This is a genomic window from Aquiflexum sp., assembly GCF_977115555.1.
In genome coordinates this window covers 1-26,547 of sequence record NZ_CDSBKL010000012.1, presented here as the reverse complement: position 1 = coordinate 26,547, position 26,547 = coordinate 1, and the positions used below count along the sequence as shown (strand labels likewise).

At 39.8% G+C, this 26,547-nt stretch carries 24 protein-coding genes; 14 read left to right on the top strand and 10 right to left on the bottom strand.

Going from position 1 to position 26,547, the window contains the following annotated elements; all coding sequences use genetic code 11:
• Positions 1-218 precede the first annotated feature (218 nt).
• On the top strand, positions 219-803 hold the full coding sequence (locus ACZFYI_RS01695; RefSeq protein ID WP_462522390.1) for an HD domain-containing protein: 585 nt from the start codon (positions 219-221) through the stop codon (positions 801-803).
• Here the strand turns inward: ACZFYI_RS01695 and rodA are convergent.
• The 5 genes from rodA to ACZFYI_RS01670 are packed head-to-tail and all read right to left on the bottom strand — an operon-like array spanning position 800 to position 6,259.
• Positions 800-2,074, bottom strand: a complete 1,275-nt coding sequence (gene rodA / locus ACZFYI_RS01690) for a rod shape-determining protein RodA (RefSeq protein WP_462522389.1) — start codon at positions 2,072-2,074, stop codon at positions 800-802. The two genes, ACZFYI_RS01695 and rodA, sit on opposite strands and share 4 nt — an antisense overlap.
• Position 2,075: 1 nt before the next feature.
• Entirely contained in the window at positions 2,076-3,875 is a 1,800-nt protein-coding gene (gene mrdA / locus ACZFYI_RS01685) for a penicillin-binding protein 2 (RefSeq protein ID WP_462522388.1), read from the bottom strand.
• Positions 3,876-4,397 carry a rod shape-determining protein MreD gene (locus ACZFYI_RS01680; RefSeq protein ID WP_462522387.1) on the bottom strand — a complete coding sequence of 174 codons (522 nt, stop codon included), beginning with the start codon at positions 4,395-4,397 and terminating at the stop codon, positions 3,876-3,878.
• On the bottom strand, positions 4,390-5,223 hold the full coding sequence (mreC, locus tag ACZFYI_RS01675) for a rod shape-determining protein MreC (RefSeq protein ID WP_462522386.1): 834 nt from the start codon (positions 5,221-5,223) through the stop codon (positions 4,390-4,392). The genes ACZFYI_RS01680 and mreC overlap by 8 nt, the downstream gene beginning before the upstream one ends.
• 7 nt (positions 5,224-5,230) lie before the next feature.
• On the bottom strand, positions 5,231-6,259 hold the full coding sequence (locus ACZFYI_RS01670) for a rod shape-determining protein (protein WP_462522385.1): 1,029 nt from the start codon (positions 6,257-6,259) through the stop codon (positions 5,231-5,233).
• Between the two features lie 212 nt (positions 6,260-6,471).
• On the opposite strand from ACZFYI_RS01670, the gene ACZFYI_RS01665 reads away from it, so the two are divergent.
• The 6 genes from ACZFYI_RS01665 to ACZFYI_RS01640 all read left to right on the top strand — a co-directional run bounded on the left by ACZFYI_RS01665 (position 6,472) and on the right by ACZFYI_RS01640 (position 14,750).
• The gene (locus ACZFYI_RS01665) at positions 6,472-6,942 is read left to right on the top strand and encodes a ribosome maturation factor RimP (RefSeq protein ID WP_462522384.1); all 471 of its coding nucleotides are present in this window, start codon (positions 6,472-6,474) and stop codon (positions 6,940-6,942) included.
• A 5-nt stretch (positions 6,943-6,947) separates the two neighbouring features.
• On the top strand, positions 6,948-8,192 hold the full coding sequence (gene nusA, locus ACZFYI_RS01660; RefSeq protein ID WP_462522383.1) for a transcription termination factor NusA: 1,245 nt from the start codon (positions 6,948-6,950) through the stop codon (positions 8,190-8,192).
• 66 nt (positions 8,193-8,258) lie between these two features.
• Positions 8,259-11,216, top strand: a complete 2,958-nt coding sequence (gene infB / locus ACZFYI_RS01655; protein WP_462522382.1) for a translation initiation factor IF-2 — start codon at positions 8,259-8,261, stop codon at positions 11,214-11,216.
• 297 nt (positions 11,217-11,513) lie between these two features.
• Positions 11,514-12,062 carry a hypothetical protein gene (locus tag ACZFYI_RS01650; RefSeq protein WP_462522381.1) on the top strand — a complete coding sequence of 183 codons (549 nt, stop codon included), beginning with the start codon at positions 11,514-11,516 and terminating at the stop codon, positions 12,060-12,062.
• Between the two features lie 212 nt (positions 12,063-12,274).
• On the top strand, positions 12,275-13,195 hold the full coding sequence (locus ACZFYI_RS01645) for a transporter (protein WP_462522380.1): 921 nt from the start codon (positions 12,275-12,277) through the stop codon (positions 13,193-13,195).
• A gap of 13 nt (positions 13,196-13,208) precedes the next feature.
• Entirely contained in the window at positions 13,209-14,750 is a 1,542-nt protein-coding gene (locus ACZFYI_RS01640) for a vanadium-dependent haloperoxidase (protein WP_462522379.1), read from the top strand.
• Positions 14,751-14,813: 63 nt separating this feature from the next.
• Here ACZFYI_RS01640 and ACZFYI_RS01635 read toward each other — a convergent pair whose 3' ends face one another.
• On the bottom strand, positions 14,814-16,448 hold the full coding sequence (locus ACZFYI_RS01635; protein ID WP_462522378.1) for a carbon starvation CstA family protein: 1,635 nt from the start codon (positions 16,446-16,448) through the stop codon (positions 14,814-14,816).
• A 228-nt stretch (positions 16,449-16,676) separates the two neighbouring features.
• On the opposite strand from ACZFYI_RS01635, the gene accD reads away from it, so the two are divergent.
• The 7 genes from accD (at position 16,677) to ACZFYI_RS01600 (ending at position 24,056) form a co-directional block, all read left to right on the top strand.
• Positions 16,677-17,519, top strand: coding sequence for an acetyl-CoA carboxylase, carboxyltransferase subunit beta (accD, locus tag ACZFYI_RS01630; RefSeq protein WP_462522377.1), 843 nt, complete (start codon positions 16,677-16,679; stop codon positions 17,517-17,519).
• A gap of 137 nt (positions 17,520-17,656) precedes the next feature.
• Positions 17,657-18,961, top strand: coding sequence for an NADH:ubiquinone reductase (Na(+)-transporting) subunit F (gene nqrF, locus ACZFYI_RS01625; protein ID WP_462522376.1), 1,305 nt, complete (start codon positions 17,657-17,659; stop codon positions 18,959-18,961).
• An 89-nt stretch (positions 18,962-19,050) separates the two neighbouring features.
• Complete coding sequence (locus ACZFYI_RS01620; protein ID WP_462522375.1) at positions 19,051-20,202, top strand: formimidoylglutamase; 1,152 nt, start codon at positions 19,051-19,053, stop codon at positions 20,200-20,202.
• Positions 20,202-20,432 carry a cytochrome b5 domain-containing protein gene (locus ACZFYI_RS01615; protein ID WP_462522374.1) on the top strand — a complete coding sequence of 77 codons (231 nt, stop codon included), beginning with the start codon at positions 20,202-20,204 and terminating at the stop codon, positions 20,430-20,432. The genes ACZFYI_RS01620 and ACZFYI_RS01615 overlap by 1 nt, the downstream gene beginning before the upstream one ends.
• A 1-nt stretch (position 20,433) precedes the next feature.
• Positions 20,434-21,276 (top strand): N-acetylglucosamine kinase, encoded by an 843-nt coding sequence (locus tag ACZFYI_RS01610; protein WP_462522373.1) that lies wholly within the window; start codon positions 20,434-20,436, stop codon positions 21,274-21,276.
• Complete coding sequence (gene murQ / locus ACZFYI_RS01605) at positions 21,273-22,082, top strand: N-acetylmuramic acid 6-phosphate etherase (protein ID WP_462522372.1); 810 nt, start codon at positions 21,273-21,275, stop codon at positions 22,080-22,082. Before ACZFYI_RS01610 ends, murQ begins: the two co-directional genes overlap by 4 nt.
• 774 nt (positions 22,083-22,856) lie before the next feature.
• On the top strand, positions 22,857-24,056 hold the full coding sequence (locus ACZFYI_RS01600; protein ID WP_462522391.1) for a pseudouridine synthase: 1,200 nt from the start codon (positions 22,857-22,859) through the stop codon (positions 24,054-24,056).
• A 73-nt stretch (positions 24,057-24,129) separates the two neighbouring features.
• Here the strand turns inward: ACZFYI_RS01600 and ACZFYI_RS01595 are convergent, their stop codons facing one another.
• The 4 genes from ACZFYI_RS01595 to ACZFYI_RS01580 all read right to left on the bottom strand — a co-directional run.
• Positions 24,130-24,723 (bottom strand): hypothetical protein, encoded by a 594-nt coding sequence (locus ACZFYI_RS01595; protein WP_462522371.1) that lies wholly within the window; start codon positions 24,721-24,723, stop codon positions 24,130-24,132.
• 396 nt (positions 24,724-25,119) lie between these two features.
• Entirely contained in the window at positions 25,120-25,599 is a 480-nt protein-coding gene (locus ACZFYI_RS01590) for a DUF4252 domain-containing protein (protein ID WP_462522370.1), read from the bottom strand.
• A 15-nt stretch (positions 25,600-25,614) separates the two neighbouring features.
• Entirely contained in the window at positions 25,615-26,148 is a 534-nt protein-coding gene (locus ACZFYI_RS01585; protein WP_462522369.1) for a DUF4252 domain-containing protein, read from the bottom strand.
• Positions 26,148-26,547: hypothetical protein (locus ACZFYI_RS01580; protein ID WP_462522368.1), on the bottom strand; the 400-nt coding region annotated here is incomplete at its 5' end. The genes ACZFYI_RS01585 and ACZFYI_RS01580, both read right to left, overlap by 1 nt.

Here is a 26,547-nt window from a genome sequence, read left to right as displayed (position 1 = left end):
GGCCCATCTTGCTGCGTCAGCTAAAGGTGCAATGATAGCCTTAGATTTACCAAAGCCAGTTCCAAGTTATATAAATGTTACCTTGCTTTTTGATTTAAGTAATGAGTTCAACACCACAACTTAATTAGCTCTTAATTGTAGTTTTAATATTTATATTTATTAATATTCAATTCATATTTTCAATAAATTGACTTTTTTGAGGCAATTTAAATATTAAAATGACAGGATATTTTAAGTTAAGGCGCATAGTTTTGGAGCAATTGGAAGATGGCCTCCCAAAGAATCTAACTTACCATGATGTAAGTCATGTAATGGATGTTTTGAATGTATGCAACCAATATATCAAAAGAAACAAAATCAAAGGTACAGATGCCTATTTACTAAGGATAGGGGCGCTTGTGCATGATTTGGGATTTACCAAATCCACCCAAAACCACGAAGAAGTAGGTGCCGAAATGGCTCAAAAAATCATGGAATCCCTAAATATGGATCCCGAGCATATTGAGATTGTAAGGGGTCTGGTGATGGCCACCAAAATCCCCCAAAATCCTAAAACCGAACTCCAAAAAATTATCTGTGATTCTGACTTAGATTATCTTGGGAGGAAAGAATATTTTGAAATCAGCGGAAAACTTTATCAGGAATTAAAAGCAACCAATGTGATCAAAACCCGAGAAGATTGGGTGGAGCTACAGATCAAATTCTTGAAAAGCCATACTTTCCACACTGAATTTGCCAAAAAAAATAGGGAACCAAAAAAACAGTTTTGGCTTCAGCAGATAATCAAAAACGAAAATTTTTAACCTATCCTACTAAGCAGTTGGATCCTGTGGGAGTCGAGCTTGATAAAGATAAAAAGCAGAATGGTAAAGGACCATAACGAAGAACCTCCATAACTGAAGAAGGGTAAGGGAATACCTACAACAGGAAATAAACCTATGGTCATTGCAATATTGATCATAAAGTGGAAAAGCAAAATCGAAATCACACAATACCCATATATCCTCGAAAATCTATTTTTCTGCCGCTCAGCAAGCATTACCAATCTGATAAGTAAAGCACAAAAGAGAACGATCACGACTAGACTTCCCGTCCATCCAAATTCCTCACCAAGAGTACAAAAAATAAAATCAGTGTGCTGCTCAGGCACAAAATCAAACTTGGTCTGTGTACCTTCCAAATAACCCTTTCCAAAAAATCCTCCCGACCCGATCGCAATTTTGGACTGCGTGACATTCCATCCTACACCTAGCGGATCAAGGTTAGGATTGAATAAGACCATGATTCTATTTTGCTGGTGTTCGGGAAGCTTAGAAACCACATAGTCAATACTGTATGAATACCCCACGATCAAAATGCCTATTCCTACAAGACTAAGTATTCTGGAAATTTTCTTTTTCCCCATCAAAATCACTATCAAGGTGATTACGCCAACAGCAATAGCGAGGTATAAATTATTTTCTATACCCAAGGACAATAAAGTAATCGCGACAAAGGATAAGCCGAATGCATAGTACCACTGGGGCATTCCCTCTCTGTACAACATGATAAAAAAAGCAGAAAAAATCATTGCAGTTCCTGTATCAGGCTGCAACATTATCAAAATCACCGGGATCATGATAATTGCTATGGCTTGCGCCTGATACTTTAATTGACTTAGATCAAAACTTGGCCTTTCCATAAACTTTGCAAGAGCCAAAGCAGTTGCAAATTTGGCAAATTCTGCCGGCTGAATCCTGAAAGATCCAACGCCCACAGACAGAATCTGACCATTTACCTCTTTTCCCAAAAAAGGAGTAATCGCCAAAAGAACAACAAATAGAATAAAAAGAGGGATGGCCAGATTTTCAAAAAGCCTGTAATCTGCAACCATGATGATAGTAATCAAAAGAATCGCAGTCCCGATCCACACAAGTTGCTTTCCAGAATTGATGGAGAAGTCAAAGATGCTTTTCACCGATTGATCATCATAGACGGCAGCATAGATATTGATCCATCCTATAATTACCAAAACGGAATAAATAGCTATAGAAATCCAATCAATTTTATTGATGTATAGGTCGTCTTGTCTCACGTTACATAAATTTCCCTACCAAGACATATTCCTCCAAAGCGAGTCTTTTAACTTCTCTTTTGATATATTTTTCAATCATCAAGCTTGCGGTACTTGCCGCGGCCCTTCCTCCCCAACCAGCATTTTCAACATAGACTGCAATAGCTATCTGTGGATTTTCTTTGGGTGCAAATGCTATAAAAACAGAATGGTCTTCTCCTTGGGGATTTTGGGCAGTACCGGTTTTGCCTGCAATCGTGATATCAGGAATAGCAGCCCTTGCAGCTGTCCCATAGATTGCTTCTGCCATAGCATCTTGGATGAGGTCAAAATGATGGGCATCCACTCCTACGTTCATTTTTGTCATGAATATCTCCGGAATCTTGTTTGTGTCTCCATCAATGGCTTTGATCATATGAGGTGGATAGTAATAACCTTTATTGGCAAATATTGCGGCCAAGTTTGCCATCTGCAAGGGAGTGACCAACATTTCACCTTGACCTATGGAAAGCGAATAAATGGTCGAATACTTCCATCTACCCTCACCATATTTTTTGTCATACAATAATGAAGAAGGTATCGACCCTCCTTTCTCATTCTTCAAATCAATTCCTAATGTTGATCCCAAACCAAATTTCAAAACAGACTCTCTCCAAGTGTTCAGTCCGATTTCGGTATCCTTGAAGGTACTGCTCGAAACCTCCCTATTTATCATGGCCCTAAATGCCTGATGATAATAAGGGTTACAGGAATTCCTGATGGCTCCGAATAAGTTCACCGGACTTGGATGGTTGTGGCAGGCGACCAAAGAACGATTACAACTGTATGTCGTATTCGGGGTCAAGACACCCATCTGTAAGCCTATCAAAGATTGGACAATCTTAAAAATAGATCCGGGAGGATACATTGCCATAATGGGTCTATTGAATAATGGCTTGCTTTCATCCCTGTTCAGATCCATGTAATTGTTACCAAAAAGGGCTCCTGTCAAAAGGTTTGGATCATAAGTCGGCGCGGAAATCATGGCAAGGACCTCTCCAGTCTTGGGTTCAATAGCTACCACAGACCCTCTTTTTCCTGCCATCAGCATTTCTCCATATTCCTGCAACTCCAAGTCTATTGTCGAAATAAGATTCCTACCTGCTACAGATGCCGTATCAAATTCGCCGTCTTTAAAAGACCCTTTATCCACACCCCTAACATTCACGAGTTTGTATTTGACTCCTTTCACTCCTCGAAGGTCATTTTCATAATAACCTTCAATACCACTGAGCCCGACATAGTCCCCTTGCTTGTAATATTTTGAAGAATCGCGATCCATTTGGTTAGAACTTATCTCCCCAATATAGCCCAATGCATTAGCTGCACTGGGCTGAGGGTAGGACCTTACAGACCTTGTCATTACAAATAAGCCCGGGTAATCAATCAAAAAATCTTGAATACGAGCAAAATCAGTAGTCGAAATCTGTTTGATCAAAGGGGAAGGTTTGACTGTAGAATATTTCCTGGCTGCATTATAAGTCTCTACAAGATATTCCTTACTGATATTGAAAATCTCACAAAACCTTGTGGTATCGCCCACCTGAAATTCTCTCGGAATGACCATCAGGTCGAAAATTGGGTAATTGTAAACCAATATTTTACCGGTACGGTCGTATACAAGGCCCCTGTAGGGATGATCTACTACTCTTTGTATGGCATTGCTTTCTGCCTTTTTTAAAAAACTGTCATCAACAACTTGAATCAAAAATAATTTTGTAAGGAGCACAGCTCCTATAATGATGATGACTATGATAATTGTAATCGGCCTTTGCTCGTTCATTTAAATCCCTCTCCTTCTCCTGTACAATAACAGTTGAACAATAATACTCATTACTAACACAAAAATAGCACTAGCAATTATTTTTTGAAGAGATGTGATGAATAAATCTGTACCTAAACTTTCAATATAAAAAAACATGATATGATGGGTCAATACTAAAGGAATACTATAGGAAAGAAACCATCCAAAACCCATATTCAGCAAGCTTGGCTGAAGGTCGCCCTCATAGCCACCTGTAGGAACCAATACCAGCAACCAACGATGCCTGACAAAAGCAATGACTAGCAGGGATGCAGTATGAATTCCCAATGTATCATAAAATAAATCTACTCCCAATCCCATGAAGAAACTGATCAAAAGAACTGGAATTGTCTTTAAATCAAGAGGCAAAAGAATAATATAAGTCACATACAAAAAACAAAAGGCAGTACCAAAAAGCACAAGATTCTTAAGAACCAAAACCTGGAACAGCAGATAAAGGAATCCGGTAAGAAGAATTGAGATAACCCTAATGCTATTCATTGCTTATCCCGGTTGATTGATATAATGAATCAAGTTCTTGTTGTTGAAAACTTTCTACAAGGTAGACATAAGATATTTTTGAAAAATCAGTATCCAACTTTAGGGTAATGTCAAGGTAATTGGTATCCGGACCAGGCTTCACTTCTATCACAGTACCTATTGGAATTCCTTCAGGAAATATAGAATTATATCCAGAGGTAACAACCTGATCTCCAATAGCCACAACAACATGCCTTGGTACATACAGGAGTTTTGCTTGCTGCGGATCTAGACCGTCCCATTTGGTCGAACCAAATACATCATTGGATTCTATTTTTGAGGACACCAATAGTTCTGTATGCAGCAATGAAATGATTGTTGAAAAATTACGGCTCACGCTTTTGACTCTTCCTACTACTCCCTGTTCGTTGATTACGCCCATTCCTGATTTGACACCATGGTTAGAACCCTTGTTGATGGTTAGGTGATTTTGGGAAAGCCTCAGGGAATTATTGATGACCTTAGCGCCTTTAAACTGGATAGTAGCGAACAAGGCACTATCTAAAGGAATTAAAATAGAATCTGCAGGCTTTCTGAGCGCTTCTAATTCTGAAAGCAACTGAGCGTTTTTTTCCATTAGGCTCTTATTCACGGATGCAAGCGAAAAATAATCTACGACATTACTCTGCGTCTGAAAAACTGAGCCGATCAACTCATTTGAGCTATTAAAAAAAGCTGAACCTTGTTGAGAATTATTGGAAACAATCAACGAAATCGCTATTGCCTCCAATAATACAAACAACAAAAACGCCCTTATCCGGTATAAAAAGAGGAATATCCGCTGCATCCAATCATTAAGTCATCAAAACCGATCTGAAATTATTGATGTTCTTCAGCGCCGTGCCGGTTCCTCTGACTACAGCCCTTAAGGGGTCTTCAGCTATATGAATAGGCAATTTGGTTTTTTGGTGAAGTCTTTTATCCAAACCTTTGAGTAGAGCACCACCACCTGTGAGATGAATGCCATTATCATAGATATCAGCTGAAAGTTCCGGTGGAGCAATTTCCAAAGCCTTCAAAACCGCTTCTTCAATTTTGGATACTGATTTGTCCAAGGCAAAAGCAATTTCAGAATATGACACTTTGATGACCTTAGGAATTCCTGTCATCAGGTCACGTCCTCTGATTTCATAATCTTCAGGCGCATCGTCAAGTTCGGTCAAGGCAGACCCGATGGCTATTTTTACTTTTTCGGCTGATCTCTCACCAATCAGAAGGTTATGCTGCCTCCTCATATAATCGAGGATATCCTTGGTAAAAGTATCGCCTGCCACCCTGATAGATTGGTCAGCGACGATACCTGAGAGTGCTATCAGAGCAATTTCAGTGGTTCCACCTCCAATATCTACTATCATGGATCCCATCGGTTTTTCTATATCGATCCCTATCCCTATCGCTGCAGCTATTGGTTCATAAATCATGTAAACTTCCTTGGCGCCTGCATGTTCTGCGGAGTCCCTAACAGCCCTTTTTTCAACTTCGGTGATTCCTGAAGGTATACAAATTACCATTCTGTGGGATTTGGGAAACATTCCTTTTTTGTGCCCAGGTATCATTTTGATCAATCCACGGATCATTTGCTCTGCAGCGTAAAAATCTGCTATCACTCCATCTTTGAGTGGTCGGATTGTCCTGATGTTTTCATGCGTCTTTTCATGCATGTTCATAGCATCCTTCCCCACCGCAAGGACCCTGTTGTTAGTCCTATCTATAGCTATGATAGACGGCTCGTCAACCACAATTTTATCCTTGTGTATAATCAAGGTATTTGCAGTACCTAAGTCAATCGCAATATCACTTGAAAAAAAATCGAATAATCCCATTATTTTTTGGTTGAGTTGATGATAGATAATCTTATAAATTTAGCAATGAAGCGCAGAACTTCTAACGTGGGAGGGCAAAATTATTATCTAATTCCCAATTTATTACAAGAATCCAATTTTTTTTTGTGGGAATAAATTTATTACCTTTGCATTGTATTACCAGAATTGAGGGGGGACACAAGTCCCCTCTTTCATTTCATATACCTGAACAAATGAGCTTAAAAAGTACACTTGAGGAAATTGTATCCAAGCATCTCCCGGATGATACCTACTATTTGGTAGATGTACAATTGGTAGAAAAAGGCCCAAAATCTCAATTGACAATTCTTATCGACGCAGACCAAGGAGTGAGTATAGAGGCCTGTGCAAAGGTAAGCAGGCAGATCGCCGAAGAAATCGAAGCAAAAGAACTTTTATCGGATGCTTACATTTTGGAAGTTTCTTCTCCCGGATTGGATTTCCCCCTTTCTTCCAAAAGACAATATACCAAAAATGTAGGAAGAAAATTGAAATTGACTTTAAATGACGGAAAAGAGCTAGAAGGTCAACTTCAGGAAGTAGGAAATGCAGAAGTTAAGATTCTTTGCAAAATCAAAGAAAAAGGAAAAAAAGCTGAGGATCGGGAAATTACAATCCCTCTCGAAGACATAAAAAAATCAATCGTGTTAGTCTCTTTCAAATAAAAAAAATGGATGCTAAAGTACTCATAGAATCATTTGCAGAATTTGCAAAGTCTAAAAATGTGGACCGTCCCACCATGATCCGCATACTAGAAGATGTGTTTAGAGCGATGATTCGCAAAAAATTCGAAACCGATGAAAATTTTGATGTAACCATCAATGCAGACAAAGGTGACCTTGAAATCTTAAGAATCAGAGAAATTGTAGACGACAATTCTGAGGATATTTGGGATTTTGATAAAATAAGTTTGACAGAGGCTCAGAAAATCGAACCGGATTTTGAAGTAGGCGAGGATGTGTATGAGAAAATCGAACTTGAGGAGTTCGGAAGAAGGGCAGTAATGATGGCAAGACAGACTTTGATCCAAAAAATCAAGGACCTTGAGAAAGACCTGCTTTTCAATCAGTATGAAGAATTGGTCGGAGAAATTATCTCAGCCGAAGTCTATCAGATTCTTGGAAGAGAAACTTTGTTGATTGACGGTGAGGGTAATGAACTGATATTGCCAAAAGGGGAGCAGATTTCCAAAGACCGCTTTAGAAAAGGAGATGCTGTAAGGGCCATTGTTCACAAAGTGGAAATGGTAAATGGAAATCCTAGGATCATTCTTTCAAGAACTTCTCCGATATTCTTGGAAAGATTGTTTGAAAATGAAGTCCCTGAAGTATTTGATGGATTGATTACGATCAGAAAAATTGTCCGAGAACCAGGAGAAAGAGCAAAAGTGGCAGTAGAATCCTACGACGATAGGATTGATCCGGTAGGTGCTTGTGTAGGGATGAAGGGAAGCCGTATCCATGCTATCGTAAGGGAACTTCAAAATGAAAACATCGATGTAATCAATTACACCGATAACCTTGACCTTTATGTTTCAAGAGCATTGAGTCCCGCCAAAGTATCCTCATTGACCATTGACAAAGACAATAAAAGAATCTCAGTATATCTGAAACCTGACCAAGTATCCATGGCGATCGGTAAAGGTGGATTCAATATCCGGTTGGCTTCAAGATTGGTCGGATTTGAAATTGACGTATTCAGAGAACTCAATGACTATGAGGAAGAAGATGTTGATCTTGAGGAATTCGGTGATGAAATCGACAATTGGGTAATTGACGAATTAAAGAAAACCGGTTTGGATACAGCCAAGAGTGTTCTTTCACTTACAAAAGAAGATCTTTTGAGAAGGACAGAGCTTGAAGAAGAAACAATTGACGAAATATTCAGAATATTAAAACAAGAATTTGAGCAGTAATTTAGGCCAGATTTACCCAATAATTGGCCTATATTTGCCATCGAATTAAGAAAGTGCTTTTAGTGTATGTCAGAAGAAAAAACGATGCGACTAGGCCAGATAGCCAGAAAACTCAACGTAGGAATATCTACGATTGTGGAATCTATGGCTAAAAAAGGCTTCGATGTCGAAAACAATCCCAACTCCAAAATCAGCCAGGAGCAATTTGATATGCTGGCTAAGGAGTTTAAATCCTCTGCGCAGGAAAAGGAAGAGGCTTCTCACCTATCGATAGGTAAGAGGCATCACGAGACCTTTACCATCGAGGCAGAATCTGAAGTAAAGGAGGAAAAGAAAGCAGAACCTGTAGCGGAAATTAAAAAACCTGAGCCAGCAAAGCCTATAATTGAAACTCCAAAAACAGAAGAACCACCACAAGAAAAAATCACAGTAGAGGCTCCAAAATTGCAGGGGATAACAGTTTTGGGAAAAATTGATTTGGATGCCCAAAAACAAGCTACAAAAAAAGAAGAGGTAAAACCACGACCCGCAGAACCTATCTCCCCAAAACCTGCTTCCACATCGAAAGAAGAAAAACCGGTTCAAGAAAAAGTGGAGCAAAAATCTCAGGCTGTGAAGCCTCAGACTGAAGACAACACTAAGAAAATTCAAGAAAATATCGTTCCTGAAAAAGCACCACTTGAAGAAAAACCTAAAGTAGCTCCTGAACCTAAGCCGGTTGCAGAAAAAGTCGAAAAAATTGAAAAGACTTTAGAAAAGACTGAGCCAAAACCTGAAGAAAAAGTGATCGCTGCAAAGGCAGATGCTTTGAAAGGCCTCACAGTTTTGGGTAAAATTGAACTTCCTGACGACAAGTCAAAGAAAAAAGGCAAACCAGTCGCTTCTTCCGATGAAAAAGGAAAAGATAAAAAGAAAAGAATCCGTAAAAGGATAGATAAAAAAGGTGGTCCAGCTACCAAAGGACCAGAAATTGATCCCAATAAACCAAGACCAGCAGGTCAAGGACCCGGCCAAGGAGGACAAAACCCTCCACAAGGCCAAAGGGACAGGAAACCGATCCAACAACAGCATCAGCGTCCTCAAAGACCGGGACAGCCACAACAAAATACAAATAGATTCCAAAAGGCTGAACCCACCCAAAAAGAAATTCAGGATCAGATCAAACAAACCCTTGCAAGATTGCAGGGTGGCGGAAAATCAGGTGGTGGAAAATCAAAAAGAAGGGACAAAAAAGCCGACCGGTATAGAGAAGAACAAGAGGGAATCGAGGATTCAAAAATTCTCCGTGTAACTGAATTCATTTCGGCAAACGACTTGGCGTCTCTTATGGATGTATCTGTGAATGAGGTGATTTCTGCCTGTCTTTCTTTGGGAATGTTCGTTTCGATCAACCAAAGGCTAGATGCTGAAGCCATCACTATCATTGCTGATGAATTTGGATTTGAAGTAGAATTCACCAAACCTGACGAAGAATTTGAGGTCGAAGAAATCGAAGACACTGCTGAAGACCTACAGGAAAGGGCTCCGATTGTTACCATCATGGGTCACGTTGATCACGGAAAAACCTCTTTGCTCGATTTTATCAGAAGATCAAAAGTGACAGCTGATGAAGCGGGTGGAATCACCCAGCATATCGGCGCATATGATGTGACAACTGGTGATGGCCATAAAATTGCATTTTTGGATACTCCGGGCCACGAGGCATTTACGGCCATGAGAGCAAGGGGTGCAAAAATCACTGACGTTGCCATCATCGTTATTGCAGCTGATGACAGCATCATGCCACAAACCAAAGAGGCTATCAACCATGCTCAAGTTGCAGGAGTACCGATGATTTTTGCCATCAACAAAATTGATAAACCTAACGCCAATCCAAACAAAATCAAGGAAGAATTGGCCAACATGAATCTATTGGTGGAAGAATGGGGAGGAAAATATCAGTCTCAGGATATTTCTGCCAAAACAGGATTGGGTGTGGACGATTTGCTTGAAAAAGTATTATTGGAAGCCGAGATTCTCGAATTGAAAGCCAATTACAGTAAAAAAGCCGTTGGAACCGTAATCGAAGCCTCTTTGGACAAAGGGCGTGGTTATGTGACAACAGTGATGGTACAGGCAGGTACTTTGAACATTGGAGATATCATGCTTGCAGGTCCTCATTATGGCCGTGTCAAAGCGATGACCGATCACAAAGGAAAGAAACTTACCAAAGCCGGACCTTCTACGCCTGTTCAGGTATTGGGATTGGCAGGTGCCCCTCAGGCAGGGGATACTTTCAAAGTTTATGATTCTGAAAGAGAAGCGAGAGAAATCGCAAACTCAAGGGAGCAGATTCTTCGAGAGCAGAGTATGCGTACCAAGAAACACATTACCTTGGATGAAATCGGAAGACGTCTTGCGATTGGAAGTTTCAAAGAACTCAATATCATCATCAAAGGTGATGTGGATGGTTCCGTAGAAGCCCTTTCTGATTCGTTATTGAAACTTTCCAAAGAGGAAGTATCTGTCAGCATCATCCATAAAGGTGTGGGACAAATATCTGAACCCGATGTCCTTTTGGCATCCGCTCCAGATGCTATCATGTTGGGCTTAAATGTCAGGCCTTCTACGAATGCCAAAAAACTTGCTGAGCAAGAAGAAATCGAAATCAGACATTACTCCATTATCTATGATGCCATCAACCAGATCAAAGATGCCATTGAAGGTATGCTTGAACCTGAGTTTGAGGAAATCATTACAGGTAATGTCCTTGTGAGAGAAGTATTCAAAATCTCTAAAATAGGTACCATCGCGGGTTCTTATATAACAGATGGATTTATCACCAGAAAAAACAAAATCAGGGTTATCCGTCAAGGTATTGTGATCCATGATGGAGAAATCGACCAATTGAAGAGATTCAAGGATGATGTATCTGAGGTAAAATCCGGTTATGAATGCGGTATTTCTATCAAAAACTTCAATGACATTGAAATCGATGATACCATGGAAGGTTATATGATGCAGGAAATCAAAAAGAAAAAATAGAATTTTAGAATAAATTACAAAAAAAGGAACGGCGAAAACTGTTCCTTTTTTTATTTTGGTATCCTATGCTAAATGCCTTCATCTTATTGATCCAAATTCTGTTTTTTCTTTCCTTAGCCTGCCTGATTATTGGTCTGATAAGGCCGGTGTTGGTTTTGTGGTTTTTGGATAGGTTCAATAGACTTAAAGTATTGAGGATATATGGCTTTTTGACTTTCACCTTTTTACTTTTTTGGCTGATATATATCATGTTTTTTGAAAATTAAGATTACATTTATCTTCATTTATTTAATCCAATTGAGAAAAACGATTTCCATATTCCTTTTGTGCTGCTTCGCATTGTACCATTTTGGTTACTATGTGGCGTATTTTTCCTTTCGGTTCCAAATCGAAAACGAATGGATAGAAAAAATATATAGCGACAGTCAGGAAGGCCTTGAGGAAAAGTTATTGGAAATTCCCCTTTCTGTTCCCTATATGGCTGAAGAAGAGGAGTTCCGGGCGACAAATACCTCCTTTGAAAAGGATGGACAAATTTATAGAGCGATCAAACAAAGATATGTGAATGACACGCTCCAGATCGTTTATGTCCCTGATACCGCTCAAGGAATATTAAACAAAACAATCAAGCAGTGGGTAAGTTCTTTGGTCCAAGATGAATTACCGGACTCTGGAGGTAATTCATTATTGGTCAAGTTATTTATAAAGGATTATTCCGAGCCTGTGAATGATATTGATTTCTCAGTAGTTCCAACAGAATTAGAAAAAAATTACATAGGTTTTATTTTTTCATCTTACCAAAACAATTATTTCCATCTTAATTCCCCTCCCCCAGAGTTAGGCTGATTTCATTCTTTTTTTCGCGAATCCCATTTTCCTATTCCAAAAGGATTTTATCCATTTCCATACCTCAATTTCTTCACATTCAGGAGGAGTTGTAATGGGAATGCTTAATTGGTTAACTCAATCTGATTTTGGCTTTTAGGAAGAAAGCGGTTCCGATTCCCTTTTCAACAGAAAAGAGATTAATCGACGTATTATTCAACCTATAAAATAAGATGAAAAAAATTATACAAATCACTGCTGCTTTGGGAGTAGGCCTTTGCGCTTCCCTGACTTCTTTTGGCCAAACCCCTTGGGATGAGGTCATGATGGGCAAAGGGGAAATCTGTACGGCATTGATATACGAACATTCCTCTTGGGATCAATATTGGGAAGGCACATACCTTCGCCAAAACGCCAATATCGGCACCTTTACCAGACAAATGGGGATGTCAATGGTCGCAATGGGATTGACTAAAAAAATAAACATCATTGCAAGTGTTCCCTACATCAGTACTAAAGCATCAGGCGGTACCCAAGCCGGGCAGTCAGGCTTCCAAGACCTAAGCATTTCTGCCAAAGTGGACTGGCTACAAAAACAACTAGGCAATGGAAGATTACTTTTACTCACCAATGCACACTTCAGTACACCTGTGGGAAATTACCTTTCAGATTACATGCCTTTTAGTCTAGGTGCCGGAGCTCCGGAATTAGGATTGAGGGGAATTGCCGGATACAAAATGGATAACGGCTTAGTATTTCGGACCTCAATTGCCTATCTCTGGCGAGGCCAAACGGAAATTGAGCGCGATTACTACTATGAAAACGGAAGTGTTTATTCCTCTTTTATGAATGTGCCCAATGCACTAAATATTCATGGCGCCATAGGTTATTGGGCTTTTGCCAACAGGCTGAGAATGGAAGCCACTTTCATGAGTCTCAACTGCCTGACTGGAGATGATATCCGCTCCTACAACAGACCACAACCCACCAACAAAATGGAAGTAAGCCAAGTAGGAGCCTGGATCCAATACTTTATCAAATCAGATCAGGGATTGGGAGCTTTGGCCTATTTCAACCAAACTATCAGTGGCAGAAACATGGGAAAAGCGACCACTATCGGTGTCGGCCTTACTTATCAGTTTAAAGTTTATTAATCCTCCTTTGGCTATGAAAAATTTCAAAAATTACATATCAGGCATCATAGTTCTATCTTTAATTACAACCTCCTGCATCGAAGAGACCCCAAATTATTACGAATTCGAGGGATATGAATTCGAAAGACTGGATGAAAACGGTGGGACTTGGAAAACCATTTTGGTCGCCGATCCATCTCAGATAAATATTCCCGAGCCTGAGGCAATAAGTTCTGCAGCCTATCAAGCGGAGCTTAATGCTTTGAAACAACAGATGTCGGAACTGACAGCTTCCCAAATAGAGGCTGTCCAATACTGGACCAACAATCCGGTTTTGAGATGGAATGAAATCGCTTTAGAACTAGCGGCAAAGTATAATCTTATCCCAGGTCCAAATGCCGACGGAACATACACACTTCCAAATCCTACTAACCCTGTAGGTCCTCCTGCATTTCCATTCGCCCATCCTCCATATACAAGCAGGATGTTGGCTTATCTAAGTGTGGCACAATTTGATGCTTTGGTGGTCAATTGGCATTACAAATACCAATATAACCGAAAGGCACCGTACATGGTCGACAATGCCGTAAAACCAGCCTATACCCCTAGCCAACTTCCTTCCTATCCCTCAGATGGAGCCAGTGTAGCCCTCGTGTCCAAAGAAATCCTGGTGGCAATGTTTCCACTTGAAGCCATTTACCTGGACAATAAATACAAAGAACACATTGCAAGCCTGATTCATGCCGGTATCAATGTCACAAGCGATATCGAAGCCGGAATAGTCATTGGCAATGAAGTAGTCAAACTGGCAAAACAACGTGCCTCCACTGATGGCATGGCTAAAGCTCAAACCCCAAAGCCAGTATCGGATTCTATTGCCAATGCTGCGTTCGAAAGGTTTGGATGGAAATGGCAGAATATGGAAACACCTCAAAGACCTGTTGGCTTGGCCCCTTTATTTGGTCAGGTGAAAATGTGGAATGTCCCCACTGTGGAAGAAGTCAGGCCCGGACCTCCTCCTGCTCCGGGGTCAGCAGAATTCGAAACCGATGCCTTGGAGATCAAGAAGTTTGCATCCCATATGACCATCGCACAACGCCGAATCGCTAACTGGTGGGAGGATGGTATCGGTTCCTACACACCTCCGGGACATTGGAATAGATTTGCAAAAGATGCAATAGTGAAGGCAAAATTAAATCCATTAAGATCCGCCAGGGTATTTGCCTATTTGAACACTGCCATCATGGATGCAGGGGTAGCATGTTGGGATACAAAATACTATTATCATTATCCTAGGCCAATAGAGACGATTCCGGGATTTAAAACAATACTTGGTACACCCAATTTTCCAGCATATACCTCAGGCCACAGTACTTTCTCTGCTGCAGGAGCAGAAGTACTTGCTCATTTCTTCCCAGCAGATGCTGCTCAGTTCAGGGCTTGGGCAGAAGAAGCCGCTGTATCCAGACTTTATGGTGGGATTCATTACCGATTTGATGCTGAAGTGGGAATCACTCAAGGTAAAAACGTAGGTGCCTATGCAGTCAATAGGGCCAAGAATGATGGCGCTCAATAATTTTCAATGGGTTTGATTGTTATACATCCCCGGTCCAATTCACTTTGAGACCGGGGCTGTTTTTTACCCAACCTTGACAGGTTGCTCAATTTCTTTCTTCAAGCTCTTTGATGCCAATACTATGAGGGCTATCGAAAGTATGAAAAGCAATGCGGCAATAACGGCCAAAACATATACTTCATCTTTGAAATTATTCCATGCAAATAAACCTAGTGAAGTCAAAGTCACTGTAAACATAAAGAACATGGGAATGGTCACGAATGTAGCATTCACCTTTTGTCTGATCAACCAAACTGCAATCGTCAATAGCGCCAAGGCTGCCAATAATTGGTTAGCAGAACCGAAAATGGGCCAAAGTGTGGTAAAACTTCCTGAAGCCAACAATAAAATAGACAGAACAACCACTACCGAAGTGGATATATATCTATTTTGAGAAATCTTATTTCCAATAGGGTTTTTCACATCTTCGAAATATTCCTGCAAAGTAAATCTTGCCAACCTTGTACAAGTATCCAAGGTGGTCAAGGCAAAAGCAGAAACTGTGAGTGCCACAAATCCAACCGCAAACTGTTCAGAAATCCCCAAAGAAGAAATCATACTCCCCAAACCTGTTGCAAACAAACTGACCGGGCCTTCCTCTCCCAGCCTGCTCAGATATTCCCCTCTGCTCAAAACGACCACAGCACCTACAGAAATAATCGCCAAAAAAGATTCAATCAACATCCCCCCATAGCCGACGATTTTGGCGTCACTTTCCTTATCCAATTGCTTGGAAGTGGTCCCAGATGCCACCAGAGAATGAAAACCGGAAATGGCCCCACAGGCAATAGTTACAAACAAAACAGGAAACAAATAACCCAAATTATCTGCTGAAATGTGGATTTGGTTTTCCATTTTGATTTCAGGATTGGAGATAAATACACCGATAACAGCAGAAATCATCAGCCCGTATAGTAAAAAACTATTCAAATAATCCCTCGGTTGAAGCAAAAATGCCACAGGGGTGACAGAAGCAAAAAAGGCATACCCAAGCAACAAATAAATCCAAAGCTGATAATCTAGAGCAAATGGAAGTTGCATTCCCAGATATACAAAATAATACATCAAGCCTACTCCGATTGTTGTATTGATGATAAATGAAGTTTTGCTTCCTCCAAAGAATTTGTTGACATAACCAAAAACTATTGCGAGCAGCATGAATAAAATGGAGGCAGAAGCTACACCGGGATTACTGACAAAAGTCTTTGCTATAATATCTGAAAAAACACCAATTACCAGAATCAAAGTGGAAAAACTGAAAATTATAAATAGCTGTTTTCCACTTTTCCCAATATTATTCTGAATGATTACACCGATGGATTTCCCTTGGTTCCTAAGGGATGCGGCCATACTTCCCAAATCATGAATAGCACCAAAGAAAATCCCCCCAACCAAAATCCAAATCACAGCCGGAATCCATCCAAAAGTAACCGCAATGATGGGCCCGACGATCGGTCCCGCCCCAGCTATAGAAGCAAAATGATGACCCAAAACCACTATAGGCTTACTGGGAACATAATCTATCCCATCTTCATAAAGGTGAGATGGAGCCTTTCGTTTATCATCCAGGCCAAATTTCTTGTAGGCAAATTTTCCATAGGTAAAGTAAGCTATGATAAGAATTATACCAGAGATAACAAGTAAGATTGGGAGCGTCATTTTATTTTGGGTTAATAAACCTTGAATTTCCTCCAATTCATTCAAATAACAAATTTAAATCTCAGGTTTTAAGACCAAGGCAAATAAAAGTATGGCATTTTTTATAGTTACCATAACCTCTATGCTTCCTTTGAAAAATGAAGTTCTATGCCGAATTTTATTTAACGGATAATACCTATAAATTTGTACTCCCCAAAACACAGGTTTTGGAGATAAAGAAAAAACAATATGGCTTGGTTTAAAAGGACAGATAAAGGAATAAAAACCTCCACTGAGGAAAAAAAAGATACCCCGGATGGATTGTGGTTTAAGACACCCCAAGGTAATATTATCCATACAAGAGAGCTCAAAAACAATTCATACGTATGTCCGGACGATGACTTCCATGTCAAAATCGGATCTAAAGAATACTTTGAAATTCTTTTTGATGGGAATAAGTTCAAAGAACTTGATGCAGAGATGAAATCGGGAGATCCCTTGAATTTTGTCGATACCAAACCTTATAAAGGCAGGATCACTGCCACGATCCAAAAGACTGAATTGAATGATGCCGTCAGGACAGCAACCGGAAAGATGAATGAACTTGACCTTGTCGTTGCCTGTATGGATTTCAATTTTATCGGTGGTTCAATGGGATCTGTTGTCGGTGAAAAAATTGCTAGGGCAATTGATTACTCTCTAAAAAACAAAATTCCATTTTTGATGATCTCCAAATCAGGTGGCGCCAGGATGATGGAAGCCGGATTCAGTTTGATGCAAATGGCAAAGACCTCCGCCAAATTAGCTCTTTTGGAGAAAGCAGCAATCCCTTATATTTCATTATTGACCGATCCTACTACAGGCGGGGTGACAGCTTCTTATGCCATGTTGGGCGATTTTAATATAGCTGAACCCGAAGCCCTAATTGGATTTGCAGGTCCAAGAGTGATCAGGGAAACAATCGGGAAAGATTTACCAAAAGGTTTTCAAAGTTCTGAATTTGTATTGGAACACGGTTTCTTGGATTTTATCATCGACAGGAGGCAGTTGAAAAACAGATTGACCACTCTTCTAAACCTTCTGAGGAATTAGGAAGTTATTCATTCAAATTGAAAAAAAGGTGTACCTCAAAAATCAGGTTCTTTTTGGTCGATTATATTGATTAATAAATATATTTGTGTTCCCAAACCGGGCTTAATACTGAAATTAAAAAGTAAAATAATCATTAAATGGGTTCAGTAATTATTACCTCAATAGTAGCATTTACGCTTATCATCTTGCTACTCGTTTTTATCTTGTTGTTTGCCCAGTCTAAGCTAGTTGCTTCAGGTGATGTCAAAATCATTGTAAACGGGGACGAAAGTAACCCGATTGTTGCGTCAGCAGGCTCGACCCTTTTGAGCACACTTGGTGGCAAAAAAATCTTCTTGCCTTCTGCTTGTGGTGGTGGTGGTACTTGCGCCATGTGTAAGTGTGTCATCGAAGAAGGCGGTGGTGAAGTTCTTCCCACAGAAGAAGGCCACTTAAGCCGTGCTGAAAAACAAGGCAATGTGAGACTTTCTTGCCAAGTTAAGGTCAAACAAGACATGAAGATCAGGATTCCGGAAGAAATTTTCGGAATCAAGAAGTGGGAATGTGAAGTTATGTCCAACTACAACGTATCTACTTTCATCAAAGAATTTAAAGTGAAATTGCCTGAGGGTGAAACACTTCATTTCGAATCCGGTGGATATATTCAGATTGATGTGCCTGTGATTACAGTCAATTTCAAAGAAATGGACATCACTCCTCATCCGGATTTGGGACACCCTGCAGATGTCTACAAAAGTGATTGGGATAAATTTGGTCTGTGGGATTTGGTGATGAAAAATGATGAAGAGCTCTTCAGAGCATATTCAATGGCCAACCACCCTGCTGAAGGAAATATTGTCATGCTGACTATACGAATCGCTACCCCACCTTGGGATAGAGCCAACAACAAATGGATGGATGTCAATCCAGGTGTGTGTTCTTCTTATGTATTCTCCAGGAAGCCTGGAGATAAGGTAACTATTTCAGGGCCTTATGGTGAATTCCACATCAACCCTACTCAAAGGGAGATGATTTATATTGGTGGTGGTGCAGGTATGGCTCCGTTAAGATCTCATATTTTCCACTTGTTCCACACTGAAAAAACTGATAGAAAAGTTTCCTATTGGTATGGAGGTAGGTCAAAAAAGGAATTGTTTTACACTCCTCAATTCCGTGACATTGAAAAAGATTTCCCGAATTTCACTTTTAACATCGGTCTATCAGAGCCCTTACCTGAGGATAATTGGAAAATCAAAAAAAATCTCAATGACGTTGAAGCCGACGGATATGTAGGATTTATCCACCAGGTGCTTTATGACAATTATCTTAAAAACCATCCTGAACCAGATGAGATCGAATATTACCTTTGTGGTCCTCCATTGATGAATGCAGCAGTTCTTAAACTGTTGGATGATATGGGAATTCCCAAAGAGAATATCCGATTTGATGACTTTGGAGGTTAATCGAAATATCAAGAGTCCCGCAATAGCGGGACTTTTTTATTTCCCTCTGGATTTTTTAATTATTTTTGGACAGCCTTTACCTCAAGTCCATGAATATTCGACCATACTTTGACCCTATCCCAGAATTCATCACCACACAGAAATACAGCTCCAATTCATTTTTCAATTTCATCCACTTTCACGGTGAGACTTTCCCAGATTTGAAAGGCTTGCAAATAGCCATCATCGGTTTAGTCGAAAATCGTGGCATGCCCAAAGGTGAAAGTATAGAAAGGAGTGCTTCTGAGGTTCGCGATAAACTCTTCCACTTAAAAAAAGGACATGGACTTTACAAAATAGCGGACTTGGGTGATTTGAAAATGGGGCAAACCAGAGAGGAATCCATCCAAATCATGGCCACTGTAGGTGAATACCTAATCAAAAAACAAATTCTCCCTATTTTCATAGGAGGGACACATGACCTAGATCTTGGCCAATATCTTTCCTACCAAAACCTCGAAAAACTTGTTTCCATGGTAACTGTCGATGCGAAAGTGGACATGGATGAAGAGGGTAAACCATTTGAAAACCATTCACAGGAAATCATTCTGCACCAACCAAATTTCCTTTTTAACTATAGCCACTTAGGCTATCAGAGTTTTTTGGTGGACAAAGATCTCACCGGAGTAATGGAAAAGCTTTATTTCGACCACATCCGACTTGGACATGTCAGGAGCAATTTCAAAGAAATAGAACCTCTCATTAGAAATGCAGATTTATTGAGCTTTGATGTCTGTGCAATTCAATCTTCTGATGCACCCGGTGCAGCAGATGCACAGGTATTTGGACTTTCAGGGGAGGAAGCATGTCAGATCTGTAAGTTTGCCGGGATGAATGAAAAACTTTCCTCTTTTGGTATTTTTGGTTACCAACCCTATTATGATGACAATAGAAACAAGACTGCCTCTGTCATTGCAACGATGGTTTGGTATTTCATCGAAGGCTTTTATGACCGAAAAGACACATTGTCTTTCAAGGGAAATGACTATGTCAAATATACAGTATCTTTAGATTTCAAACCCTCTACATTGGTTTTCTACAAGAGCAAAAGGAGCGAAAAATGGTGGATGGAAATCCCCCACCAAGATCAGGATAAATTTGACCGAAATACCATCATCCCTTGTAGTTACCAAGATTACCAAACAGCCCAGTCCGGAGAAATTCCGGAAAGGTGGGTCAATGCCCAGATAAAGCTACTTTGATGAAGACTTATACCAGGCAACAATTGGCCTTACGCAACGGCCAGGATAAACCGGAAATATGGGTGGCGTACCACGGTGAAATTTATGATGTATCTGAATCCAGATTATGGAAAAACGGGAAACATTATGAGCACTGGGCAGGCCAAGACCTTACCGATGAACTTCCGGATGCACCACATACCGCTGAGGTATTTAGAAAATTTAAAACAATTGGGCTTTTGACAGAATGATATGATATTGATAGCGGATAGCGGTGCCAGTAAAACAGACTGGAGAGCCATAAACAAAAATGGCGAAATCAGTCAACATCGAGGTATTGGATTCAATCCAAATTACCAAACGGCTGAAGAAATGGCAAATGAGCTACAAGAGGATTATTTGTTGAACCTAAGAGACCAAATCGACACCATCTATTACTACGGTGCCGGTTGTACTTCGCAAAAAAACAGGCTTCAGGTAACGAATGCACTCCGGAGCATTTACAAAAAAGCAGAAATCAATGTCGATCATGATCTCATGGCTGCTGCAAGAGCCACCTGTGGTAACCAACCCGGCATCGCCTGCATTTTGGGTACCGGATCAAATAGCTGTGATTATGACGGTGAATTTATCATCAACAAAAGACCTGCGCCAGGATATATTCTCGGTGATGAAGGTGGAGGAGCTTATATTGGAAGAAAATTTCTTCAGGATTTTATCCATGAAGAGATGCCGAAAAAACTCAGGGAAAAAGTGTTGCAGAAGTTTCAGCTCGATAACCAAACCATCATAGAAAATGTCTACCAAAGACCTTTTCCAGGAAGGTATATGGCGAGTTTTTGCAGGTTTATATCTGACCATATTGCCGATCCCTACTGCTATATGCTGTATTACAATTCATTTCAGGATTTTTTCAAAAAAACTGTCATGAAATATGATGACTATAAAAACAAACAGGTAAGCTTTGTCGGATCCATCGCCTTTTACAACAGTGACATTCTGAGAAATGCTGCCTATGATGCAGATATCCATGTCAACCTTATTTTGGAAGGACCTATTGCAGGATTAACCCTTTACCACAAAGAACTACTATGAATACGACCGAAAGCAGCTCTCTCCATGACAATCTGGAGCAAATGGATATTCTTTCCTTATTGGAAAAAATCAATGAGGAAGATAAAAAAGTGGCCTTTGCTGTAGAAAAACAAATCAAAGCTATAGAAGCCCTTGTGGAAGAGATTGTCCCAAGAATGAAGAAAGGAGGAAGACTTTTCTATATCGGTGCCGGTACAAGCGGAAGACTTGGAATCTTGGATGCTTCCGAGTGCCCTCCTACCTATGGCGTCCCTCATGATTGGGTTGTAGGAATCATAGCAGGAGGTGACATGGCAATCAGAAAAGCTGTTGAAAATGCAGAAGATGATCCCAATCAGGCATGGTCAGATATCCAAAAATTCGGATTCAACAAGGAAGATACCGTGATCGGAATAGCCGCTTCGGGTACTACTCCTTATGTAATCGGTGGAGTTGAGGCGGCAAGAGCCGCCGGACTCCTTACGGGATGCATTACTTGTAACGATGATTCCCCACTTTCCAAAGCAGTCCAATTCCCAATCCAAGTCGTTGCAGGCCCTGAATTTGTAACAGGAAGTACACGTATGAAAGCAGGAACAGCCCAAAAATTGGTACTGAACATGATCTCGACAACTACCATGATCAAATTAGGTAGAGTAAAAGGCAACAAAATGGTGGACATGCAACTTTCAAACAAGAAGCTTGTAAACCGCGGAATTAGAATGATAATGGAGTCGACAGGTATTGCAGAAGATGAGGCCAAAGATTTATTAATGAAATTTGGCTCAGTTCGTTCAGCCGTAGAGGCTTTCTTTAAGAAGAGTTGAGCGGTACTCTGATTATTATGGAACTTTGCCTATCTTTGCATCCCTTTTAGATTCAGCCACTTAGTCAGCAATCCAAAAGGTCAAAACTTAATACAGCAGAGATGCTGCAACACAATGAAAAAAGACAATAATAGAAGTTCAGGTTCGAGAAACGAAGGCAACTCCAAACCTTACAAAGGAGGTAGTAAATCAGAAGGAAAAAAGAGTTTTTCTGACAAGAAGGATTTTGGAAGTTCAAAGCCATTCGGAGAAAGAAAATTTGACAAAAAGCCTGATTATTCTAAAGGAGAGGGAAGCGCCCGCCCATTCTCAGAAAAAGGTAAATTCGAAGGAAAAAAAGACTATTCCGACAAAAAGGAATTCAGGGGTTCAAAACCAGAGGGGGAAAGGAAATTTGATAAAAAACCAGGGTATTCCAAAGGTGAAGGCTCACCTCGACCTTATGGAGACAAAGGGAAATTTGAAGGAAAGAAGGATTATTCAGACAAAAAAGATTTCAAAAGCTTCAAATCCGAGGGGGAAAGAAAGTTTGACAAAAAACCAAGTTATTCTAAGGGTGAAGGCTCACCACGTCCCTACGGAGACAAAGGAAGATATGAAGGGAAAAATGATTACTCTGACAAAAAACCATTTTCTAAATCGCAAGGCGAAAGGCCCGAAAGACGCTTTGGAAGCAAAAGCGGTTCCCCGTTTAGCAACAAAAGAACTGAAGAATTTGATGAGTTTGAAGATTTCAATGAACCATCAGGCAACAAAGGTCCAAGAAAACCCAGATTGGATGAAGAAAGATCAGCTAGAAGAGCTGAAAGCAGAAATGATTTTCGAAAGGTAGAAAGCAAGAATTCAGGTGAAGAGGAATTTGAGGGAATCAGAGACCTATCTCAAAAAAAAGGACCCGGAAAATCAAAATACGAAGGACAATTTCCTGAAAAAAATAAAGATAATACCAAAGAAAATCGTCAGGCCGATTCTCCTTATAAAAAATCAGAAAGATTTTCTAAAGAAGATAAACCAGCTTTTGGAAAAAGAAATCCTGAAGGAGGATCAAATAAAAAACCTATAGCCGAAGAAGAATTCAAAAGTGTCTATCGTGGCAGAGGAAAGGATGAAAAACCTATATATGAAAAAATCCTTAAATCGGATCTTCCAAAAGAAACAGGATTTCAAAAAAAGTTAAGGAAACCATTTACTGACGATATTTCAGGACAAAGGCCTAATTATAATTTTGAAAAACTGGAAAAGAACCATAATCCTAAAGTACAGTCAGATTCACTCAGGTTGAATAAATTTATCGCTAACTCCGGTATTTGTTCCAGAAGGGAAGCTGACGTCTTGATCCAACATGGAGAAATTCAAGTAAACGGTGAAGTAGTCACTGAATTGGGACATAAAGTAAACCGGACAGACAAAGTTATCTATAAGGGAAAAAACATCAATCCTGAAAAGCCTGTCTACCTGTTATTGAACAAACCGAAGGACTTTATCACCACCACAGAAGATCCAATGGACAGGAAAACGGTCATGCACCTGATTTCAAATGCATGTGACGAGAGGGTATTTCCAGTGGGGAGATTGGATAGGAATACAACAGGCTTGTTACTGTTTACCAATGACGGAGAACTCGCTGCCAAGCTTTCTCATCCATCCAACAATGTCAAGAAAATCTATCAAGTTACTTTAAACAGGCCATTGACTGCCAATGACGAAAAGGAAATTCTGGAAGGAATAACTTTGGAAGACGGACCAGCCAAGGTAGATGACATGCAGGTACTTTCCAAAGACAGGACAATACTCGGACTAGAAATCCATTTGGGGAGAAACAGGATTGTGAGAAGGATCTTTGCTCACTTTGGTTACGAGGTAGAAGCATTGGACCGGGTCATTTTTGCAGGATTGGATAAAAAGGATCTTCCAAGAGGAAAATATAGGTTCCTTTCCGAAAAAGAGGTCATTCAACTCAAATACTTCCTTTGATAAAAAGTAAAATCAAAAAAATAAGGCCTTGGACTGATCCAAGGCCTTTTTGTTTGGTTTAGTTTTCACACAATTATTTCGCTGCCATCAATTGAGCGAATCCATCGCTGCTTTTTACGTAGAATTCAACCCTTGCGGTAGGATTTACACGCTCGAATCTGTACAACTTTTGGAATCCAATTGAATCGTCTATTTTCTCCTCATGGACCAATTTGTCATTTTCAAATACCAAAACTGATAAATCTGAAGGAAGAAGTGCGTTGACAAGCAACTTGTACCTATTTTCCTCAACTTTTTCAAGTTTGGTATAAACCAAAGGAGAGGCCTCTCTATCATTGAGATCCATTTCCAGTTGGTCCACGACTACATTGTTTTCATAAACTGCCATGGAATATACCCCGGCTTCAAGTTTTGAAAAATCATAGTATTTCGCAAAGGCATTTTCAGAAACGATTTTGTCTTTTTGGACAAGGAAATTGTTTTCGTCAAAAATCTTTACTGTAACAGTTTTAGCTTGGTTCAAGCCATAAAGTAGCTGAACTTTGCTCTCGTCCACTTTTCTAAGTGTCACCGGTGATTCTGAAGTTTTCTCAGAACCTGCCTCGTTTGCCATAGCGCTTACTGAAACGCTTGCAGCAAGAATCATTGTTGCAATGAATGCTTTCATAGTAATAAAATTTAGTTGGTTTAAGAAATTTTTTATGATTTTAACCTCGGGTGGATTTCTCCATTTTTAAACAATTTGAGGTCGGTTACTCGGGGGTGAGTTGAAGTCATTTGGTATTTGACTTCGATGCAAACATAGATAGTATAGCTGTGCATTACAAATATTTCAACAAAAAATATTTATATTGAGTATTTGGCAATAAAATAAAATAAATTTTAATGAATCAATAATTAACTTTAATTTTCTCGGAATCGATGTCGCATAGTACCGATATGTTGCGTTTTGCAAAAAAACCAAATAATATTTTTTTTATGTATATACATACAAAAGCAAAAAAAATGAGCAAAGCGGTAAGGCCTTGCTCTTTAATTATATACAATTTTTGAGACTTTTTCTTTATTTGATACTTTTACCTGCATCAGCCAATGCCTTGGAATCAAAATTTCCAAGCAATTCTACAACCATCAAATCTCCTTCTTTGTCATTCAGCAGGACGACTACATCGCTTATCATCCTGTCTCCTTTTGTAAAAATCAACATTCCACTTCCTTTATCACTTGTTTCCATCATCAATTCATACTTTTCTTTTTCCAATGATTTATGGAGTGCTTTGAATTCTGTCTGACCATTGGGGCTATTTTCAGGAAGTTTGAATAATTTGACCCTCTCAAGAGATTTAACAATTCCTTCTACTTTGGCTTCATCCAATTTCACATTAAATCCTTCAGCGAAGTTCATGAAGTTGCCACCGATATCCATATGAAAGAAGTCTTCATTGGCTTTGTACTTTTGATAAAGTGCATCGACACTTTTGCTTTGTGCGTTTGCCATATGTGCAAACATGGCTAGAGAGATAATTAACAGTAGTTTTTTCATTGGTTTTTGGTTTGATTATTTCTTATTATTTTCTTTTTGATACTCTTTCATTCCCGGCATATTGGTTTTTTCAGCGAGGATATTGAGATCCTGATAGGTGAAACTTCCAAGCATACTCAATAAAGTAAAACTTTCTCCTGAGCCGGAAATCATCAGAAATTCCTTGACCAAGCCATTTTCTTCCCTGACCATGAACTTTACGTTTGATCCTTTGTCGGCAACATCCATCAAGTCTTCATATTTGTTTTTGTTGAGGGTATTCATGGCCTCTTGGTAAAGGCTTTTGCCATTGGTGGTTTCGGTGGAAAGAATCCTGATTCCCCTGACCTTGGATATCAACTCCCCCAAATCCTCTGTTTCCTGATCGGAATCTTCTCCAGCCGACTTAAGGAATCCACCTGCCATCTGCATCATTTTAGGGCTGATATACACCCTGGAAAAATTCTCATCCTCCATATACTTGGAAAAGAATTTTGAAATGGCATCGTCCTGAGCATTTACACCCGTCACCAGGAGAGTCAGCAGGATAAATGGAATTACTTTTTTCATCATTGTCTTGATTCTTTAATATTGAATATTTCTTGTGTTGTGTTCAGATGTCTAAATTCTTCCATAGCTCCAAGACTTTGAGTTCCTTTTTGCATGTTGGTTTGAATCAGGTTAAATGCCTGCATCACTTGTTCAAAAGCCTCTTTTTCAGCCTTTTTTTCTTGGTATCTATAAACCACAGATCCAACAGTCAGGAAAATGATAAAAAGAGCAGCGATTCTAAACCAAAGCATGGTTGACTTTCTCGTTTTAGTTTTAAAATCAAACTCCCTAGGCTGTTGGTCTGAAATCTCTTTGATCCCTAGAAAAAACTTTTTTTCAGCATCAAAGCCTTCTGCATCTGGCAGGAGAATCCGGATTTCTCTTTCTTCCTCAAGAGTGGTCTCTCCTTCCCAATAT

What these genes read in the sequence shown, in the direction of transcription:
- ACZFYI_RS01695 (WP_462522390.1), top strand. Translation starts at nt 219, where the DNA reads ATGACAGGATATTTTAAGTTAAGGCGCATAGTTTTGGAGCAATTGGAA.
- mrdA (WP_462522388.1), bottom strand. Translation starts at nt 3,875, where the DNA reads ATGAACGAGCAAAGGCCGATTACAATTATCATAGTCATCATCATTATA.
- ACZFYI_RS01680 (WP_462522387.1), bottom strand. Translation starts at nt 4,397, where the DNA reads ATGAATAGCATTAGGGTTATCTCAATTCTTCTTACCGGATTCCTTTAT.
- mreC (WP_462522386.1), bottom strand. Translation starts at nt 5,223, where the DNA reads ATGCAGCGGATATTCCTCTTTTTATACCGGATAAGGGCGTTTTTGTTG.
- ACZFYI_RS01670 (WP_462522385.1), bottom strand. Translation starts at nt 6,259, where the DNA reads ATGGGATTATTCGATTTTTTTTCAAGTGATATTGCGATTGACTTAGGT.
- ACZFYI_RS01665 (WP_462522384.1), top strand. Translation starts at nt 6,472, where the DNA reads ATGAGCTTAAAAAGTACACTTGAGGAAATTGTATCCAAGCATCTCCCG.
- nusA (WP_462522383.1), top strand. Translation starts at nt 6,948, where the DNA reads ATGGATGCTAAAGTACTCATAGAATCATTTGCAGAATTTGCAAAGTCT.
- infB (WP_462522382.1), top strand. Translation starts at nt 8,259, where the DNA reads ATGTCAGAAGAAAAAACGATGCGACTAGGCCAGATAGCCAGAAAACTC.
- ACZFYI_RS01645 (WP_462522380.1), top strand. Translation starts at nt 12,275, where the DNA reads ATGAAAAAAATTATACAAATCACTGCTGCTTTGGGAGTAGGCCTTTGC.
- ACZFYI_RS01640 (WP_462522379.1), top strand. Translation starts at nt 13,209, where the DNA reads ATGAAAAATTTCAAAAATTACATATCAGGCATCATAGTTCTATCTTTA.
- ACZFYI_RS01635 (WP_462522378.1), bottom strand. Translation starts at nt 16,448, where the DNA reads ATGACGCTCCCAATCTTACTTGTTATCTCTGGTATAATTCTTATCATA.
- accD (WP_462522377.1), top strand. Translation starts at nt 16,677, where the DNA reads ATGGCTTGGTTTAAAAGGACAGATAAAGGAATAAAAACCTCCACTGAG.
- nqrF (WP_462522376.1), top strand. Translation starts at nt 17,657, where the DNA reads ATGGGTTCAGTAATTATTACCTCAATAGTAGCATTTACGCTTATCATC.
- ACZFYI_RS01620 (WP_462522375.1), top strand. Translation starts at nt 19,051, where the DNA reads ATGAATATTCGACCATACTTTGACCCTATCCCAGAATTCATCACCACA.
- ACZFYI_RS01615 (WP_462522374.1), top strand. Translation starts at nt 20,202, where the DNA reads ATGAAGACTTATACCAGGCAACAATTGGCCTTACGCAACGGCCAGGAT.
- ACZFYI_RS01610 (WP_462522373.1), top strand. Translation starts at nt 20,434, where the DNA reads ATGATATTGATAGCGGATAGCGGTGCCAGTAAAACAGACTGGAGAGCC.
- murQ (WP_462522372.1), top strand. Translation starts at nt 21,273, where the DNA reads ATGAATACGACCGAAAGCAGCTCTCTCCATGACAATCTGGAGCAAATG.
- ACZFYI_RS01595 (WP_462522371.1), bottom strand. Translation starts at nt 24,723, where the DNA reads ATGAAAGCATTCATTGCAACAATGATTCTTGCTGCAAGCGTTTCAGTA.
- ACZFYI_RS01590 (WP_462522370.1), bottom strand. Translation starts at nt 25,599, where the DNA reads ATGAAAAAACTACTGTTAATTATCTCTCTAGCCATGTTTGCACATATG.
- ACZFYI_RS01585 (WP_462522369.1), bottom strand. Translation starts at nt 26,148, where the DNA reads ATGAAAAAAGTAATTCCATTTATCCTGCTGACTCTCCTGGTGACGGGT.